Genomic DNA, 14,885 nt, shown 5'->3' on the forward strand with positions numbered 1-14,885 from the left:
GCCCGCGCCCGCGCCCCCCCCGACCACCTCCCGGGCGGGGGGGCCCCCCCCCCCCCCCCGCCCCCCCCCCCCCCCCCCCCTCCGCCGTCCCCACGGGCGGTCCGACCCCACTCGGCCCGGCCCGATCCCCCGCAGAACGTCGTCCGCACCTCGGCCGCATACCGCCCCCGCACGTGCCACCCGCACTTGCGCGGCCCCGCGCCGCGTCCGCACGATGTCCGCACCGCCGTCGCAGCACCACCGAAACGGGCCGCGGAGTCGCATTACCACTCCGGGGGGTCCGTTGTCTCACCGAAGCGCTTTTCCGATGATCTGTTCTACTGCGCTCCTGTGATAACCCGGCGCCGACCTGATCCAAGGTGACATGCTGCACAACGTCAGGGGGGTTGATCCCGATTTCCACAGTGTTCCGAGGACTGCCGTTCCAACGATCACCAGAAGTCCGACCGGAGGCCGACGTGTCCGCGAACATCAATCCCACGGTGCGCCGTCGGCGCCTCGGTTCGGAACTGCGCAAGCTCCGCGAGGGCCTCAGCATGACGGCCGAGGAGGTCGCCGGCCGGCTGATGGTCTCCCAGTCGAAGATCAGCCGACTGGAGAACGGCCGCCGCTCCATCAGCCAGCGGGACGTCCGTGACCTCTGCGACGTCTACAACGTCACCGACGAGGCGATGCGGGCCAGCCTGATGGAGATGGCCCGGGAGTCCCGGCAGCGCGGCTGGTGGCACGACTTCAACGACATGCCGACCCCCTACAGCGTGTACATCGGGCTGGAGGCCGAGGCCTCCTCGATCCGGGCGTACGAGTCCTCCTTCGTCCCCGGGCTGCTGCAGACCGAGCAGTACGCGCAGGCCGTGGTCGAGGGCACCCAGCCGGACACCGACGCGCTCTCCGTCCAGCGCCGGGTCCAGGTCCGGATGAAGCGCCAGGACCGCGTCCAGGGCGAGAACCAGCTGGGCAGCCTCTGGACCGTCATAGACGAGGCGGTGCTGCGCCGGGAGGTCGGCAGCCGCGACGTGATGGCCGACCAGCTGAAGCACATGCTGGAGCTGAGCCAGCGCCCCAACATCACCATCCAGGTCATCCCGTTCGCGCACGGCGCCCACCCCGGCATGACCGGGACATTCTCCCTGCTGGAGTTCCCCGAGTCAGCCGATTCCACGGTTGTCTACTTCGAAGGGGTGACGAGCGATCTCTACCTGGAGAAGGAAGCCGACGTGCGCCGCTATACCAGTCTCTACGACCACCTGCGGGCAGCCGCGCTCGGGGTGACGGAGAGCCGGTCGCTGATAGCCACGATTGAAGAGGGATACCACGGATGAGCACCACCTTCGAGAACGGGACGACCTGGTACAAGAGCAGTCACAGCGGCGGCAACGGCGCCTGTGTGGAGATCAGGGTGCCCGCCGCCGACGCGGTGGCGGTCCGGGATTCCAAGGATCCCGAAGGTCCGCAACTGCGTTTCTCCGCCGAGGCCTGGAACGTCTTCGCCACCGAGGCCGGAGCCGGGGTGTTCGGCGGGTTCTGACCTCGCGTCGCACCGCTTCTCGGCCCAGGTGCCCGTAGCGGTGTCCGTCGCCCTCTCCCGGGCGGCGGACACCGCTACGGGCATCTGGGCGTCCGGAGCCATGCACCCGTCAAGACCGGACCCCGCCGCACGACGGCCCGGTCGCTCGACGGCCCCGCCGCACGACGGCCCGGTCGCTCGACGGCCCCGCCGCCCGACGGCCTCAGCCGAGCACCGGGTAGCGGGCCGACCAGGCCTCGCCCTCCGGGGTCCGTGCGCTGTGCAGTTCGGGCCCGTGCAGGAGTTCCAGGACGAAGTCGTCCGCCAGCTCCAGCAGCGCCCCGCGCCCCTCCAGGCCCACCACCAGGCCGGGCGGCAGCGCGGTGTCACCGTGCAGCACTCCCAGCAGGTTGCCGCAGATCGCGCCGGTGGAGTCGCTGTCCCCCGAGTGGTTCACCGCCAGCAGCAGCCCGGACCGGACGTCGTGCGCGACCAGTGCGCAGTACACCCCGATCGCCAGCGCCTCCTCGGCGACCCAGCCCTCCCCCAGCGCCTCCACCCGCTCGGCGGACGGCTCCCCGGCCCGCACCGCGTCCAGTGCCGCCCGCAGCGCGGCCGTCGTCTCCTCGTGCGCCGGCCGCTCCGAGAGCAGGGCGAGCGCCAGGTGCACCCCCTCCTCCAGGGTGCCGCCCCGGGCCACGGTCTGGACGATCACCGCCAGCGCACCCGCCGAGAGGTAGCCGGTGGGGTGGCCGTGGGTCAGCACCGAGCACTCCACCGCCAGCTGGAACACCAGCCCCGGCTCCCAGGTGGTGAGCAGCCCGAACGGCGCCGCCCGCATCACCGTGCCACACCCCTTGGAGTGCGGGTTCTTCGGCGACTCCAGGGTGCCCAGCCGGTCGGCGTCCACCCCGGAGAGCCCGGACAGGCAGGCCTGCCCGGGCGCCCGCTGCGCGTACAGCCACTCCTCCCGGCCGAGCCAGCCGAGGTCGGACCGGCGTTCGTCCGGTCCCCAGTCCCGTTGGGTGGCGGCCCAGCGCAGATAGGCGCGGTGGACGTCGGTGGGCGGGTGCCAGCTGCCGGTGTCCCGGCGGATGTGGGCGCGGATCAGGCCGTCGACGGTGAACAGCACCATCTGGGTGTCGTCGGTGACCGCCCCCAACCGCCCGTACGCGGGGACGTAGCCGGTCACACCGCGCGGGCCGTGCGCGGCGCGGATCTTCTCCAGCGAGTCGAACTCGATGCCGGCGCCGAGCGCGTCCCCGATCGCCCCGCCGAGCAGACAGCCCCGCACCCGGCTGCGGAAGTCCTGTTGCTGTGCGCGTGACCACAGTGGCATCACGACGGGCGCCTTTCGTACGAAAGCGGGCGGACCGCGCGACGCACGGCCGGTCGCGCGCCCTCGCACTGTATTCGAAGGCCCGAACGGGTCGCGGGCCTCCCTGGAACACCAGCACTTCCACCCGATGTCGCCGGTCCGCCATGCCTCGTCCACGGACCGCCACCCCGGGCTGCCTACCGTCCCGGGCCATGACCATCTCCCGCACCCGCCTGACCGCGGCCGTCGCCCTGACCTGCGCACTGACGCTCGGCACCCCGGCGCTCGCCGCGGCCGCGCCGGCCGGCTCCCCCGCCCCGGCCGCCGCCCACCACGCCGCCCGCGCCGTCCCGTTCACCGCCGCCACCGCCACCCAGCAGGCCGACGGGAGCTTCAGCCTCACCTGGACCGCCCCCGGCGCCCGCGGCGTCACCGTCTACGCCGGCACCGACCCGGAGGACATCCGCCACCGCAGGCCCGTCGCCGGGGGCGCCGGCAGCGCGACCGTGACGGTCACCGGCCTGCCCGCCGCCGACCGCTGGTACTTCGAGCTCGTCCCCGACCGCGGCGCCCCGCTGGTGATCGCCGACCGCTCGCTGCACCTCGCCTCCGCACCCAACTTCCGCGACGCGGGCGGCTACCGCACCACCGACGGCCGCTGGGTGCGGACGGGCGTGGTCTACCGCTCCGGCGACCTCTCCAGGCTCACCGACCAGGACCTCGCCAAGCTCCGCCGCCTCGGCATCCGCACCGTCTTCGACCTGCGGACCCCGGCCGAGCAGAAGGCCGCCCCGGACCGGCTCCCCGCCGGTGCCACCGCCGTCTCCGCCAACGTGCTCGGCGCCGCCGACACCGGCGCGTTCAACGTCACCACCCCGCAGGCCGCCGTCCAGGCGATGGTGGACGCCGAGCGCACCATGGTCTCCGCCGACAGTGCCCGGACCGCCTACCGATCGGTGCTCGACTCCCTGGTGGAGCGTGACGACGAGGGCATCCTGTTCCACTGCACCGCCGGCAAGGACCGCACCGGCTGGGCCTCCGCCGCCCTGCTCACCGCGCTCGGCGTGCCGCGCGAGACGGTCGAGGCCGACTACCTCGCCAGCAACACCTACCGGGCCGCGGAGATCGCCGCCACGCTGGCCCAGCTGCCGCCCGCCTACCAGGCGGTCTACAAGCCGCTGCTGGACGTCCGGCCCGAGTACCTGAACGCCGGCTTCGACGAGGTGCGGCAGCGGTTCGGCTCCTTCGACGGCTACCTGAAGTCCGGCCTCGGCCTGGACCAGCGGGACCTGCGCGACCTGCGCAGCCAGCTTCTCGTCGGCTGAGGCCGGCCCCCGAGCCTCCGGCCCCCGTCCGACTGTCCGACTGTCCGACTGTCCGAGAATGCCCGCCGCCCGACGCGAGGCGGACGGCGGGCCGGACGGGCCCGGACGGTTCGGCCGTCAGTCCACCAGCGGCAGCAGCTCGGGAAGGTGCCCGTCCGAGGCGAGCGCGGCGGCCCGCCGCTCGGCCGGCACCTCGCCGTAGGTCGTGGTGCGCTGCCGGTGCGGGCGGCCGACCGCCTCGGCGATCGCCTGGAGGTCCCGGACCGACTTGTAGCTGCCGTACGCCGAGCCGGCCATCCGCGAGATGGTCTCCTCCATCAGCGTGCCGCCAAGGTCGTTGGCGCCCGAGCGGAGCATCTCGGCCGCGCCCTCCGCGCCCAGCTTCACCCAGCTGGTCTGGATGTTGGGGATGTGCGGGTGGAGCAGCAGCCGGGCCATCGCGACCACCGCCCGGTTGTCCCGGGCGGTGGGGCCCGGCCGCGCGATGCCGGCCAGGTAGACCGGGGCGTTGGTGTGGATGAACGGCAGCGTCACGAACTCGGTGAAGCCGCCGGTCCGCTGCTGGATCCCGGCGAGCAGCCGCAGGTGGCCGAGCCAGTGCGCCGGGGTGTCCACGTGCCCGTACATCATCGTGGACGAGGAGCGGATCCCCAGCTCGTGCGCGGTGCTGACGACCTCCACCCAGGTCGCGGCCGGCAGCTTGCCCTTGGTGAGCACCCAGCGGACCTCGTCGTCCAGGATCTCGGCGGCCGTGCCCGGGATGGTGTCCAGACCGGACTCCTGGGCCCGCTGCAGCCAGTCGCGGATCGAGAGGCCGGTCCGGGTGGCGCCGTTGACCACCTCCATCGGCGAGAACGCGTGCACGTGGATGCCGGGGACCCGTTCCTTCACCGCGCGCGCGATGTCGAAGTAGGCGGTGCCGGGCAGGTCCGGGTGGATGCCGCCCTGCATGCAGACCTCGGTGGCGCCCACCTCCCAGGCCTGGGCGGCCCGGTCGGCCACCTGGTCCAGCGAGAGGCTGTACGCGTCCGCGTCGGTGCGGCGCTGGGCGAAGGCGCAGAACCGGCAGCCGGTGTAGCAGACGTTGGTGAAGTTGATGTTCCGGGTGACGCAGTAGGTGACCTCGTCCCCGACCGTGTCGCGGCGCACCGCGTCGGCGATCCGGCAGAGCGCGTCCAGCGCCGGGCCGTCCGCGTGGAACAGGGCCAGCGCCTGCGCGTCCGTCAGCCCGGTCGGGTCGTCGGCGGCCACCGCGAGGGCCGCCCGGACGTCGGCGTCGAGGCGCTCCGGCGCCCCGGCCGGCCCGGGGACGGAGGCCGCCTGCTCGCGCAGTACCTCCCAGTCGCCGTAGACGTCCTCGAAGTCGGCCCGGCGGTCGCCGGTCCGGCCCTCCCTGTCGACGGCGGTGTGCAGGTCGGTGCGCCCGTACGACTCCGGCAGGTCCTCCGGCTCCTGCCAGGGAAGCCCGGTGACCACCGCGTCCGGGCGGGCCAGGCCGGTGTCCGGGTCGGCCAGCGCCCGGACGTGCGGCAGCACCCGGGGGTCGAGCCAGGGCTCGCCGTGCCGCACGTACTCGGGGTAGACGGCGAGGCGCTCGCGCAGCTCGAAGCCGGCCGCCGCCGCGTGCTCGGCGAGCTTCTCGATCTGGGGCCAGGGACGCTCGGGGTTGACGTGGTCGGGGGTCAGCGGCGAGACGCCGCCCCAGTCGTCGATGCCGGCGCCGATCAGCCGCTCGTACTCGCCGTCCACCAGGTTCGGCGGGGCCTGGAGGCAGGCGGACGGGCCCATGATGTGCCGGGCCACCGCGACGGTGGCGACCAGCTCGTCCAGCTCCGCGTCCGGCATCCCGCGCATCGCGGTGTCCGGCTTGGCGCGGAAGTTCTGCAGGATCAGCTCCTGGATGCCGTGGTAGGCCCGGGAGACGCGGCGCAGCGCGAACAGCGACTCGGCGCGCTCCTCGTACGTCTCGCCGATGCCGATCAGCAGGCCGCTGGTGAACGGCACCGAGCTGCGGCCCGCATCCTCCAGCACCCGCAGCCGGACGGCCGGCTCCTTGTCGGGCGAACCGTGGTGCGGGCCGCCGGGCTCGCTCCAGAGCCGGGTGGCGGTGGTCTCCAGCATCATGCCCATCGAGGCCGAGACCGGCTTGAGCCGCTGGAAGTCGGTCCAGCTCAGCACCCCGGGGTTGAGGTGCGGGAGCAGGCCGGTCTCCTCCAGGATGCGGATCGACATCGCGCGGACGTAGGCGATGGTGTCGTCGTAGCCGTGCGCGTCGAGCCACTCGCGGGCCTCCGGCCAGCGGTCCTCGGGCTTGTCGCCGAGGGTGATCAGCGCTTCCTTGCACCCGAGCTCGGCGCCCCGGCGGGCGACCTCCAGCACCTCGTCCGGGGACATGAACATCCCGTGGCCGGCCCGGCGGAGCTTGCCGGGGACGGTCACGAAGGTGCAGTAGTGGCACTTGTCCCGGCAGAGCCGGGTGAGCGGGATGAACACGCTCTTGGAGTAGGTGATGACGCCGGGGCGGCCGGTCGCTTCGAGGCCCGCGTCGCGCACCCGGGCGGCGCTCGCACAGAGGTCGCGCAGGTCCTCGCCCCTGGCCCGGAGGAGTACCGCCGCCTCGGTCGCGTCGAGCGCGACACCGTCCCGGGCCCGCCGCAGGGCTCGCCGCATCGCGTTGGCGGTCGGGATGTTGGTTGCGTCCATGCTCGCGACCCTACGCCAGTTCCCGCACGTTCCTCGTACGTTCGGAGGAGCCGACCCTGAGGTGCTGTCAGGGTCGGCTGCGCCGCGAGACCGACCCGGATCTGGCCCTGCAGGGCGATGACGGAAACGGTCCGGGGACGTCTAATGGAGACACAGGGACAGTCGGTCACTGACGGAGGGGTTGGACGCGATGACGGACGACAGGACGACCGCGGTGGGTGGTTCGGCGGACGGGTTCCGGGACGACTTCCAGGACGGGCTCCGGGAGGGCGTGCCGTACCGGTCGGGCCGCCGGACGATGATCAGGGTGGCGGTTCCGCTGGCGGTGGCCGCCACGATCGCCGCCGGTGTGGGGCTGGGGCCGGCGCTGGCGGACTCCTCGCCCCCGGACCTTCCGACGCTGACGGCGGAACAGGTGGTGGCGAAGGCCCTCGGCTCGCAGGCCGAGACGCTCTCCGGCACCGTGTCGGTCTCGGCCGACCTGGGCGTGCCGAGCCAGCTGCTCGGCGCCGCGGCCGGCGGGATCGGCTCGGGCGGCCCCGGTGGCGGCAAGTCGTCGGGGGCCTCGCCGGAGTCCAAGCTGACCGGTCTGCTGGGCGGTGAGCACACGCTGCGGGTCGCGGTCGACGGTCCGGACAAGCAGCGGATCGGCCTCCTGGAGCACCTCTCCGGGTACGAGCTGGTCCGCAACGGCGACCAGGCCTGGGCCTGGGACAGCGCCACCAACGAGGCGGTCCACCTGAGCGGGGTCCGGTCCGACGGCCCGGCCGGGCGGCCGGGAGCCGGCCACGAGGCCAGGACGCCGCTGACCGGGGCACCGACCACCCCGCAGGAGGCGGCCCGGCTGTTCCTCACCGCGAGCGCGGGCACCACCGCCGTGGCCGTGGACGGCACCGCGAGCGTGGCCGGGCAGAAGGCGTACCAGCTGAGCGTGAAGCCCACCCAGCCCGGCTCGACCATCGGCGAGGTGCGGATCGCGGTGGCCGCCGACAACGGCGTCCCGCTGGCCGTGGTGGTCAGGGGCTCCGACGGCGGCACCGTGCTGGACGTCCACTTCACCGACGTGTCGTTCGCCAGGCCCGCCGCCAAGACCTTCGAGTTCACCGTGCCCAAGGGCGCCAAGGTGACGGAGAAGAAGGCGTCGGAGGACCGGACGGGCGCGGACGCGAAGGCCGAGGTCCCGCCCGGGGCGAAGGCCGCCGCGGAGGGCCTGAACGTGGTCGGCGAGGGCTGGACCGCGGTGCTCTCCGCCGCGCTGCCCAGCGGCGACGTGTTCGTCCCGGCCGAGGGCAGGGGCCCGCGCGGCAAGGGCGGGCGCGGGCCGGGCGCCGGCGAGGGCAACGCGCAGAACCCGCTGGCGCTGGTCAAGTCGCTCGGCAAGCCCGTCGCCGGGGGCTCGCTGATCAGCACCAAGGTGCTGAACGTGCTGGTCACCGACGACGGCCGGGTCTTCGCGGGCGCGGTGACCCTGCCGGTGCTGCAGAGTGCGGCCGGGGTGAAGTAAGTGACCCAGGCTCCGGTAACGGGGGACGTTACGGAGCCGGCCGGGGGCCGGGGCGCGACGACGCGCCCGGCCCCCGTTGCCGCTTCGCCCTCCGCGACATCGACGACATCGACGCACTCCTCCTCTCCCGCGTCCTCCGCCTCCTCCGACGACGTGATCAGAGCCAGGGGGCTGACCAAGCGGTTCCGTGGCGGCCAGCTCGCCGTGGACGGGCTGGACCTGACCGTCCCCCGGGGGTCGGTCTTCGGCTTCCTCGGACCCAACGGCTCCGGCAAGACCACCACCATCCGGATGCTGATGGGCCTGATCTCCCCCAGCTCCGGCGTGGCGACCGTGCTCGGCGAGTCGATGCCGCAGTCGGTCTCCACCGTGCTCCCCCGGGTCGGCGCGCTGATCGAGGGACCGGCGCTCTACGGCTTCCTCTCCGGCCGGGACAACCTGGCCCGGTTCGACGCGGCCGATCCGACCGCCGACCCGCGGACCCGGGCGCAGCGGGTGACCGAGGCGCTGGACCGGGTCGGCCTGACCGCCGCCGCCGGCAAGAAGGCCCGGGCCTACTCCCTGGGCATGAAGCAGCGGCTCGGCCTGGCGGCCGCCCTGCTCCAGCCGCGCGAGCTGCTCGTCCTGGACGAACCGACCAACGGCCTGGACCCGCAGGGCATGCGGGAGATCCGCGCGCTGATCCGGGAGGTCGCGGCGGAGGGGACGACCGTCTTCCTCTCCTCCCACCTGCTGGACGAGATCGAGCAGGTCTGCACGCACGCGGCGGTGATGTCGCGCGGCCGGCTGGTGGTGCAGGGCACCGTCGCCGAACTCGCCGCCCGGGCCCGGGGCCGGCTGGTGGTCCGGACCCCGGACACCCACCGGGCGGCCGAGGTGCTGCTCGCGCACGAGGTCGCCGGCGTGCAGGTCGGCGAGGAACGGGTCGACGGCGAGCTGGGCACCCTGGCCGAGGACGCGCTGCCCGGTCTCTGCGCGGCGCTCGTCGCGGCCGAGGTGCGGGTGCACGGCTTCGGGGTGGAGCGGGGCACGTTGGAGGACGCCTTCGTGGCGCTGACCGGGGAGGGCTTCGATGTCGCGGGCTGAGGTGCCGGAGAAGGCAGCGGCTGTGCCGTCCGGGGCCCCGGCTCCGGGGACTGCGGTGTCCGGTGTCGCGGCGGCTGCGGTGCGACCGGCGCCCGGGCGGCGGCCGCAGACGGCGGCCGGGTTCCTGGCGCTGTTCCGCAGCGAGCTGGTGCTGACCTTCCGCCGGGTGCGGACCATCGTGCTGCTGGGGATCCTGGCGGTGCTGCCGATCCTGATCGGCACGGTCGTCAGGATCGAGACGGACGGGCCGCGCGGCGGCGAGGGTCCGGCCTTCATCGCGCAGGTCACCCAGAACGGGCTGTTCCTGGTGTTCACGGCGCTCGCCGTGGCCCTGCCGGTCTTCCTGCCGATGACGGTCGGCGTGGTCGCCGGGGACTCGGTGGCCGGCGAGTCCGCCACCGGCACCCTGCGCTACCTGCTGGTCGCCCCGGCCGGGCGGACCCGGCTGCTGGCCGCCAAGTTCACCGCCGGACTGGTCTTCTGCCTGGCGGCCACCGTGACGGTGGCGCTCGCGGCCGTGGCCACCGGGGCGGCGCTGTTCCCGGTCGGCGACGTCACGCTGATCTCCGGGGAGACGATCGGCCTGGGCTCCGCACTGCTGCGGGCGGTCCTGGTGGCGGCCGTGGTGGCCGCCTCGCTGGCCGGGCTGGTCGCGATCGGGCTGTTCGTCTCGACGCTCACCGGCAGCGGCATCGCGGCGATGGCGGCGACCGTCGGACTGGTGATCACCGTGCAGATCCTGGACAGCTTCCCGCAGCTGCACGCGATCCAGCCGTTCCTCTTCACCCACCACTGGCTCACCTTCGGCGACCTGCTGCGGGAGCCGATGTACTGGGAGGGCGTGCTGAAGAACCTCGGGCTGCAGGCCGGCTACGTGGCGGTGTTCGGTTCGGCCGCGTGGTCCCGGTTCACCGCGCGGGACATCACGGCCTGAAGGGGCCGGACCGGCGCCGGGACCGGTCCGCTCGGCGGACGGTGGCGGTGGCGGGCCCGGCGGCGGGGGTCGCGGGGCCCGGTCACGAGGGACCGGGCCGCTCGCGGGACGGCCTCGGGACGGGGCCGAGGGCGCGGCCGCCCCGTTCGGCGGGTGACCGGGCTCAGCCGGTGGTGGCCCGGGCGGGCCCGGTGGTCGGCGTCGTGCCGGAGGGCACCGCGTCGGCCGGGGCCACGGCTGCGGAGGCGGCCGCGGCGGCCGCCGTCCGGGCCTGGGCGGCGGCCCGGTCCGTCCGGTCCGCCCGGACGCGCCGCAGGGCGTCCCAGGTGAGCACCGCGAGCGCGGCCCACACCAGGGCGAACCCGGCCCAGCGGGCGGGCGGCATGGACTCGTGGAAGACCGTGACACCGATCAGGAACTGGAACATCGGCGCCAGGTACTGCAGCAGCCCGAGCACGGTCAGGGGCACCCGGACCGCTGCCGCACCGAAGCAGAGCAACGGGATCGCGGTGATCACCCCGCTGAGCACCAGCAGCCCCGAGTGACCCCAGCCGAACGAGCCGGCGACCGTGTGCCCGAAGGTGCCACGGCCACTGGCCTGCAGGTACACCAGGTAGCCGAGCGCGAAGGGGAACATGAAGGCGCTCTCCGCCGCCAGGCTCTCCAAGCCGCTCAGCCCGACCGTCTTCTTCAGCAGGCCGTAGGTGGCGAAGGAGAGCGCCAGGGTCAGCGCGATCCACGGCAGGCGCCCGTACCCGACGGTCAGCACCGCGACCGCGAGCGCGCCGATGCCCACCGCGACCCACTGCGCCCTGCGCAGCCGCTCCTTGAGCACCAGCACGCCGAAGGCGATGGTGACCAGCGGGTTGATGAAGTAGCCGAGGCTGGTCTCCACCACGTGACCGGCGTTGACGGCCCAGATGTAGACGCCCCAGTTGACCGAGATCACCACGGCGGCCCCGCCCAGCATGGCGAGCCGGCGGGGCTGGCCCAGCAGCGGGCGTATCCAGCCCCAGTGGCGCTGGACCAGGAGCAGGAGCACCACCGCGACCAGTGACCAGACCATCCGGTTGGCGAGGATGTCGTCGGCGGCACCGGGCTCCAGCAGCGGCCAGAACAGCGGGAAGAGCCCCCAGATCCCGTACGCCGCGACGCCGAACCAGAGCCCTCGGCCGGCTTCCTGCTGGGTTGTCTCTGGCATGGACCGCCTGCTCTCCGCGCGCGCCTGTGTCGAGGCGACGGTAGCGGGCACGGGGGCAGGCTGTCATCTCCGTATTCGGATTTTGGTCATGACAGTCGTCGCGGCGGGGGCACGGCGGCGCAGCATCGCAGCCGCCCGCTCACCTGGTCACCCGGTGCGACGGGCGGGCACCCGGGGCGGGCGCCCGCGCGAAGGGCTCAGGCCCCGAGCGCCACCTTCACGCTCTCCGCCAGCGGGGCGGTCGGACGGCCGATCAGCCGGGCCAGGTCGCCCGGGGTGCCGGCCAGCTCGCCACGCGCGATGCCGGCGTCCACGTCGACCAGGATCCCGGCGAAGCCCTCCGGCAGCCCGGCGCCGACCAGCACGGCGAGGTGCTCGGCGGGGGTCACGTCACGGTGCTCGACCGGCTTGCCCGAGACCTGCGCCAGCTCGGCCGCCAGCTCCGGGAGGCTCCACGCGACGTCGCCGCTGAGCTCGTACACCGCGTTCTCGTGGCCCTCGCCGGTGAGGACGGCCACCGCGGCGTCGGCGTAGTCCCGGCGCGGGGCGGAGGCGATCCGGCCCTCACCCGCGCTGCCGACCACCACGCCGCGCTCGGCCGTGCCGGCCGCGTCGCCCAGGTAGTTCTCGGTGTACCAGCCGTTGCGGAGGAGGGCGAACGGGAGTCCGGACTCGCGGATGACCGCCTCGGTGGCCTTGTGCTCGTCGGCCAGCTTGAAGGTGGCCACGCCCGGCGCGCTGGTGTAGGCGAACAGCGCGACACCGGCGGCGCGCGCCGCCTCGACGACGGCGGTGTGCTGCGGGATCCGGTGGCCGACCTCGCTGCCCGAGATCAGCAGCACCCGGTCGCCGGCCGCGAAGGCGCTCTCCAGGCTCTCCGGCCGGTTGTAGTCGACCACCCGGACGGCCACGCCGCGCTCCGCGAGGTCCGCGGCCTTCTCCGCGGAACGGACGGCCACCGCCACCTCGCTCGCGGGGACCTTGGCCAGCAGGCCCTCGACGACGAGGCGGCCGAGCTGTCCGGTGGCACCGGTGACGACGTACATGATGCTGCTCCCTGTGGTGGTTGCCCGTTGAACTTCTGCCTTCGACACTCACTCTAGGGGCGGCACTAACCTTTCGTAAGTACGCACTTCAAAGTAGGGTACTGACATGCAGGTAATGAACTCCACCGACGCCCGCACCGCGGCCGGACCTCCGGCCGAGCCCCTGGCCGAGCTCCTGGCCGGACCACTCGCCACGCCGCACCGCGCCCTGCCCCCGGCCGACGTCTTCGACCGCATGTGCCCGTCCCGGGGCGTGCTGGAGCACGTCACCAGCCGGTGGGGCGTGCTGGTCCTGGGTGCGCTCGACGAACGCGGCTACCGCTTCAGCGAACTGCGCCGCCGGATCTCCGGGGTGAGCGAGAAGATGCTCGCGCAGACCCTGCAGACCCTGGAGCGCGACGGCTTCGTCCTGCGCGAGGCGTACCCGGTCATCCCGCCCCGGGTCGACTACAGCCTGACCCCGCTCGGCCGGGAAGCCGCCCGACTGGTCGCCGGCCTGGCGCACTGGTCGGAGGCGCGGGTGGGCGCCGTCCTGGCCGCCCGCGACGAGTACGACGCACGCGGGCGCTGAGCCTGCGGGCTCAGCCCTCGCGACGCTCCTCGATCAGCGCCGCCAGCCCGTCCAGCACCCGGGCCAGCCCGAAGGCGTACGCGTGGTCCGGGTTGTACGCGCCGCCGTACGCCTCGCCGGCGGCGCTCCCCACCCGGGCCGCCACCGGATACCGCTCGGCGTCGAAGACCCGGGCCAGCAGCGCGGCGTTGGCGGTCCACCACTGGGCGTCGGACATCGCGCTCTCCTGCCGCGCGGCCCGCCCGTCGGCGGCCATCCGGGCGCAGGTCTCGACGAAGCCCAGCAGGTGCGTCAGCGCGGCGTCCAGCTCGACGTCCGGCAGCCCGGTTCCGGCCAGGGCCCCCAGCTCGTACTCGTACTTGGCCATCAGCCCCGGCCCGAGCGGCGGGCGGCTGGTGGCGACCGCCACCGTCCACGGGTGGGCCCGGTGCAGCGCGCGGTTGTCCTCGGCGACGGCGGTGACCCGCGACCGCCAGCCCGCGTCGGCGGGGACGCTCCGGGGCATGGCCGCGTAGACGGTGTCCAGCATCAGGTCGAGCAGCTCGGCCTTGCCCGGTACGTAGGTGTACAGCGCCATCGGCGAGACCCCGAGGTCCTGGGAGACCCGCCGCATCGTGACGGCGTCCACGCCCTCGGCGTCGGCGATCGCGATCGCCGCGGCCGCGATCTCCACCGGGGACTTCGCCTGACGCGGCCCGCGGCGGCCGGGCCGCTCCTCCGCCGTCACGCCCCAGAGCAGCGCGAGGGTCCGCGCCGGGTCACCTGCGCTGCTGCGGTCACTGGCCATGCGCCGATCCTTTCACGCCCGCCGCCCCGGCCGCCGGGCTACCGTCGCCCCCATGACCGACCGCGCCCCCGAACCCCTCCCGCTCACCGACACCCCCGGCCTCGTCCGCCCCCGGGTCACCTGCCGCCGCTGCCACCGCCCCCTGCACGACCCCGAGTCCCGCATCCTCCGCCTCGGCCCCGAATGCCGGGACCCGGCGGATCGCGTCGCCCGCCACGACGTCGACCAGGACCCGCTGCCGGGGCTCGACGGGGCCTCGGACCGCCGGCCGTAACCCGGCGGCCCGCCCCGACGGCCCGCCCCGGCCCCAGCCGGCCGACCCAGCCCGCCCCGGCCGACCCGGCCGGGCGCGCCCGCTCCGGGACCGGCCTCCCGATCGACCCGGGGCGGCCCGGGGCGGCCCTTGCGCAATTCTCCGTACTATGTATAGTGTACTGCGTACGGGATAATCGCCGACGAGAGGGACCAGCATGCAGATCACCTCCTCCGCCGTTTCGCTCACCGTCGAGGACGTGGACGCCTCGGCGTCGTTCCTCCGGAAGCACTTCGGGTTCACCGAGCAGATGGCGTCGGACGGGTTCGTCTCCCTCGGGCGGGAGGACGCCGGGCTGAACGTGGTCTTCCTGCGGCGCGGGATCGAGGTGCTGCCGGAGGGCTTCCGCGACCAGGTCGCCGCCGGACTGATCCTGGCCTTCGTGGTCACCGACGTGGCCGCCGAGGAGGCCCGGCTGCGGGCCGAGGGCGCGGAGATCACCATGGCCCTGCGCGAGGAGCCGTGGGGCGAGAAGCTGTTCCAGGTCACCGACCCGAACGGGGTGGTGATCCAGCTCGTGGAGTGGGCGGAACAGTCGTGACGGGCCGCCTTCCGGCCGCATGACGGAGCGACGCCCCCGGCCGTCCGGC

At 74.1% G+C, this 14,885-nt stretch carries 14 protein-coding genes; 9 read left to right on the forward strand and 5 right to left on the reverse strand.

The window, feature by feature from the left end; translation table 11 throughout:
• Positions 1–458 precede the first annotated feature (458 nt).
• Together ACFWIC_RS15020 and ACFWIC_RS15025 are read left to right on the forward strand one after the other, a co-directional pair.
• On the forward strand, positions 459–1,322 hold the full coding sequence (locus ACFWIC_RS15020; protein ID WP_329883318.1) for a helix-turn-helix transcriptional regulator: 864 nt from the start codon (positions 459–461) through the stop codon (positions 1,320–1,322).
• Positions 1,319–1,528, forward strand: a complete 210-nt coding sequence (locus ACFWIC_RS15025; RefSeq protein WP_329883317.1) for a DUF397 domain-containing protein — start codon at positions 1,319–1,321, stop codon at positions 1,526–1,528. The genes ACFWIC_RS15020 and ACFWIC_RS15025 overlap by 4 nt, the downstream gene beginning before the upstream one ends.
• Positions 1,529–1,730: 202 nt before the next feature.
• On the opposite strand, the gene ACFWIC_RS15030 is transcribed toward ACFWIC_RS15025, so the two are convergent.
• Entirely contained in the window at positions 1,731–2,846 is a 1,116-nt protein-coding gene (locus tag ACFWIC_RS15030; RefSeq protein ID WP_329883316.1) for an ADP-ribosylglycohydrolase family protein, read from the reverse strand.
• A gap of 191 nt (positions 2,847–3,037) precedes the next feature.
• On the opposite strand from ACFWIC_RS15030, the gene ACFWIC_RS15035 reads away from it, so the two are divergent.
• Positions 3,038–4,150: a tyrosine-protein phosphatase gene (locus tag ACFWIC_RS15035; RefSeq protein ID WP_380518670.1), complete on the forward strand. Its 1,113-nt coding sequence runs from the start codon at positions 3,038–3,040 to the stop codon at positions 4,148–4,150.
• Positions 4,151–4,267: 117 nt separating this feature from the next.
• Here ACFWIC_RS15035 and ACFWIC_RS15040 read toward each other — a convergent pair whose 3' ends face one another.
• Positions 4,268–6,853: a bifunctional FO biosynthesis protein CofGH gene (locus ACFWIC_RS15040; protein ID WP_329883314.1), complete on the reverse strand. Its 2,586-nt coding sequence runs from the start codon at positions 6,851–6,853 to the stop codon at positions 4,268–4,270.
• Positions 6,854–7,043: 190 nt separating this feature from the next.
• Between ACFWIC_RS15040 and ACFWIC_RS15045 the strand changes: the two genes are divergently transcribed.
• The 3 genes from ACFWIC_RS15045 to ACFWIC_RS15055 all read left to right on the forward strand — a co-directional run bounded on the left by ACFWIC_RS15045 (position 7,044) and on the right by ACFWIC_RS15055 (position 10,377).
• Positions 7,044–8,357 carry an outer membrane lipoprotein carrier protein LolA gene (locus ACFWIC_RS15045; protein ID WP_380518673.1) on the forward strand — a complete coding sequence of 438 codons (1,314 nt, stop codon included), beginning with the start codon at positions 7,044–7,046 and terminating at the stop codon, positions 8,355–8,357.
• 153 nt (positions 8,358–8,510) lie between these two features.
• The gene (locus tag ACFWIC_RS15050) at positions 8,511–9,443 is read left to right on the forward strand and encodes an ABC transporter ATP-binding protein (protein WP_329883312.1); all 933 of its coding nucleotides are present in this window, start codon (positions 8,511–8,513) and stop codon (positions 9,441–9,443) included.
• Entirely contained in the window at positions 9,430–10,377 is a 948-nt protein-coding gene (locus ACFWIC_RS15055; RefSeq protein WP_380518676.1) for an ABC transporter permease, read from the forward strand. The genes ACFWIC_RS15050 and ACFWIC_RS15055 overlap by 14 nt, the downstream gene beginning before the upstream one ends.
• A gap of 163 nt (positions 10,378–10,540) precedes the next feature.
• Here the strand turns inward: ACFWIC_RS15055 and rarD are convergent, their stop codons facing one another.
• Both rarD and ACFWIC_RS15065 read right to left on the reverse strand, forming a co-directional pair.
• Positions 10,541–11,578, reverse strand: coding sequence for an EamA family transporter RarD (gene rarD, locus ACFWIC_RS15060; RefSeq protein ID WP_380518679.1), 1,038 nt, complete (start codon positions 11,576–11,578; stop codon positions 10,541–10,543).
• Positions 11,579–11,775: 197 nt separating this feature from the next.
• A complete protein-coding gene (locus ACFWIC_RS15065; protein ID WP_329883369.1) occupies positions 11,776–12,627 on the reverse strand; it encodes an SDR family oxidoreductase in 852 nt (283 codons plus the stop codon).
• A 232-nt stretch (positions 12,628–12,859) separates the two neighbouring features.
• On the opposite strand from ACFWIC_RS15065, the gene ACFWIC_RS15070 reads away from it, so the two are divergent.
• Positions 12,860–13,195, forward strand: coding sequence for a winged helix-turn-helix transcriptional regulator (locus ACFWIC_RS15070; RefSeq protein WP_380518691.1), 336 nt, complete (start codon positions 12,860–12,862; stop codon positions 13,193–13,195).
• Between the two features lie 10 nt (positions 13,196–13,205).
• Here ACFWIC_RS15070 and ACFWIC_RS15075 read toward each other — a convergent pair whose 3' ends face one another.
• Positions 13,206–13,982 (reverse strand): TetR/AcrR family transcriptional regulator C-terminal domain-containing protein, encoded by a 777-nt coding sequence (locus ACFWIC_RS15075; RefSeq protein WP_329952977.1) that lies wholly within the window; start codon positions 13,980–13,982, stop codon positions 13,206–13,208.
• 52 nt (positions 13,983–14,034) lie between these two features.
• Between ACFWIC_RS15075 and ACFWIC_RS15080 the strand changes: the two genes are divergently transcribed.
• Positions 14,035–14,256: a DUF6011 domain-containing protein gene (locus tag ACFWIC_RS15080; RefSeq protein WP_329883308.1), complete on the forward strand. Its 222-nt coding sequence runs from the start codon at positions 14,035–14,037 to the stop codon at positions 14,254–14,256.
• 196 nt (positions 14,257–14,452) lie between these two features.
• Positions 14,453–14,836 carry a VOC family protein gene (locus tag ACFWIC_RS15085; RefSeq protein WP_329883307.1) on the forward strand — a complete coding sequence of 128 codons (384 nt, stop codon included), beginning with the start codon at positions 14,453–14,455 and terminating at the stop codon, positions 14,834–14,836.
• Positions 14,837–14,885: the final 49 nt, after the last annotated feature.

This window comes from Kitasatospora sp. NPDC127035 (genome assembly GCF_042726075.1).
Classification (GTDB): Bacteria; Actinomycetota; Actinomycetes; order Streptomycetales; family Streptomycetaceae; genus Kitasatospora.

What these genes read in the sequence shown, in the direction of transcription:
- ACFWIC_RS15025 (WP_329883317.1), top strand. Translation starts at nt 1,319, where the DNA reads ATGAGCACCACCTTCGAGAACGGGACGACCTGGTACAAGAGCAGTCAC.
- ACFWIC_RS15030 (WP_329883316.1), bottom strand. Translation starts at nt 2,846, where the DNA reads ATGCCACTGTGGTCACGCGCACAGCAACAGGACTTCCGCAGCCGGGTG.
- ACFWIC_RS15035 (WP_380518670.1), top strand. Translation starts at nt 3,038, where the DNA reads ATGACCATCTCCCGCACCCGCCTGACCGCGGCCGTCGCCCTGACCTGC.
- ACFWIC_RS15040 (WP_329883314.1), bottom strand. Translation starts at nt 6,853, where the DNA reads ATGGACGCAACCAACATCCCGACCGCCAACGCGATGCGGCGAGCCCTG.
- ACFWIC_RS15045 (WP_380518673.1), top strand. Translation starts at nt 7,044, where the DNA reads ATGACGGACGACAGGACGACCGCGGTGGGTGGTTCGGCGGACGGGTTC.
- ACFWIC_RS15055 (WP_380518676.1), top strand. Translation starts at nt 9,430, where the DNA reads ATGTCGCGGGCTGAGGTGCCGGAGAAGGCAGCGGCTGTGCCGTCCGGG.
- rarD (WP_380518679.1), bottom strand. Translation starts at nt 11,578, where the DNA reads ATGCCAGAGACAACCCAGCAGGAAGCCGGCCGAGGGCTCTGGTTCGGC.
- ACFWIC_RS15070 (WP_380518691.1), top strand. Translation starts at nt 12,860, where the DNA reads ATGTGCCCGTCCCGGGGCGTGCTGGAGCACGTCACCAGCCGGTGGGGC.
- ACFWIC_RS15075 (WP_329952977.1), bottom strand. Translation starts at nt 13,982, where the DNA reads ATGGCCAGTGACCGCAGCAGCGCAGGTGACCCGGCGCGGACCCTCGCG.
- ACFWIC_RS15080 (WP_329883308.1), top strand. Translation starts at nt 14,035, where the DNA reads ATGACCGACCGCGCCCCCGAACCCCTCCCGCTCACCGACACCCCCGGC.
- ACFWIC_RS15085 (WP_329883307.1), top strand. Translation starts at nt 14,453, where the DNA reads ATGCAGATCACCTCCTCCGCCGTTTCGCTCACCGTCGAGGACGTGGAC.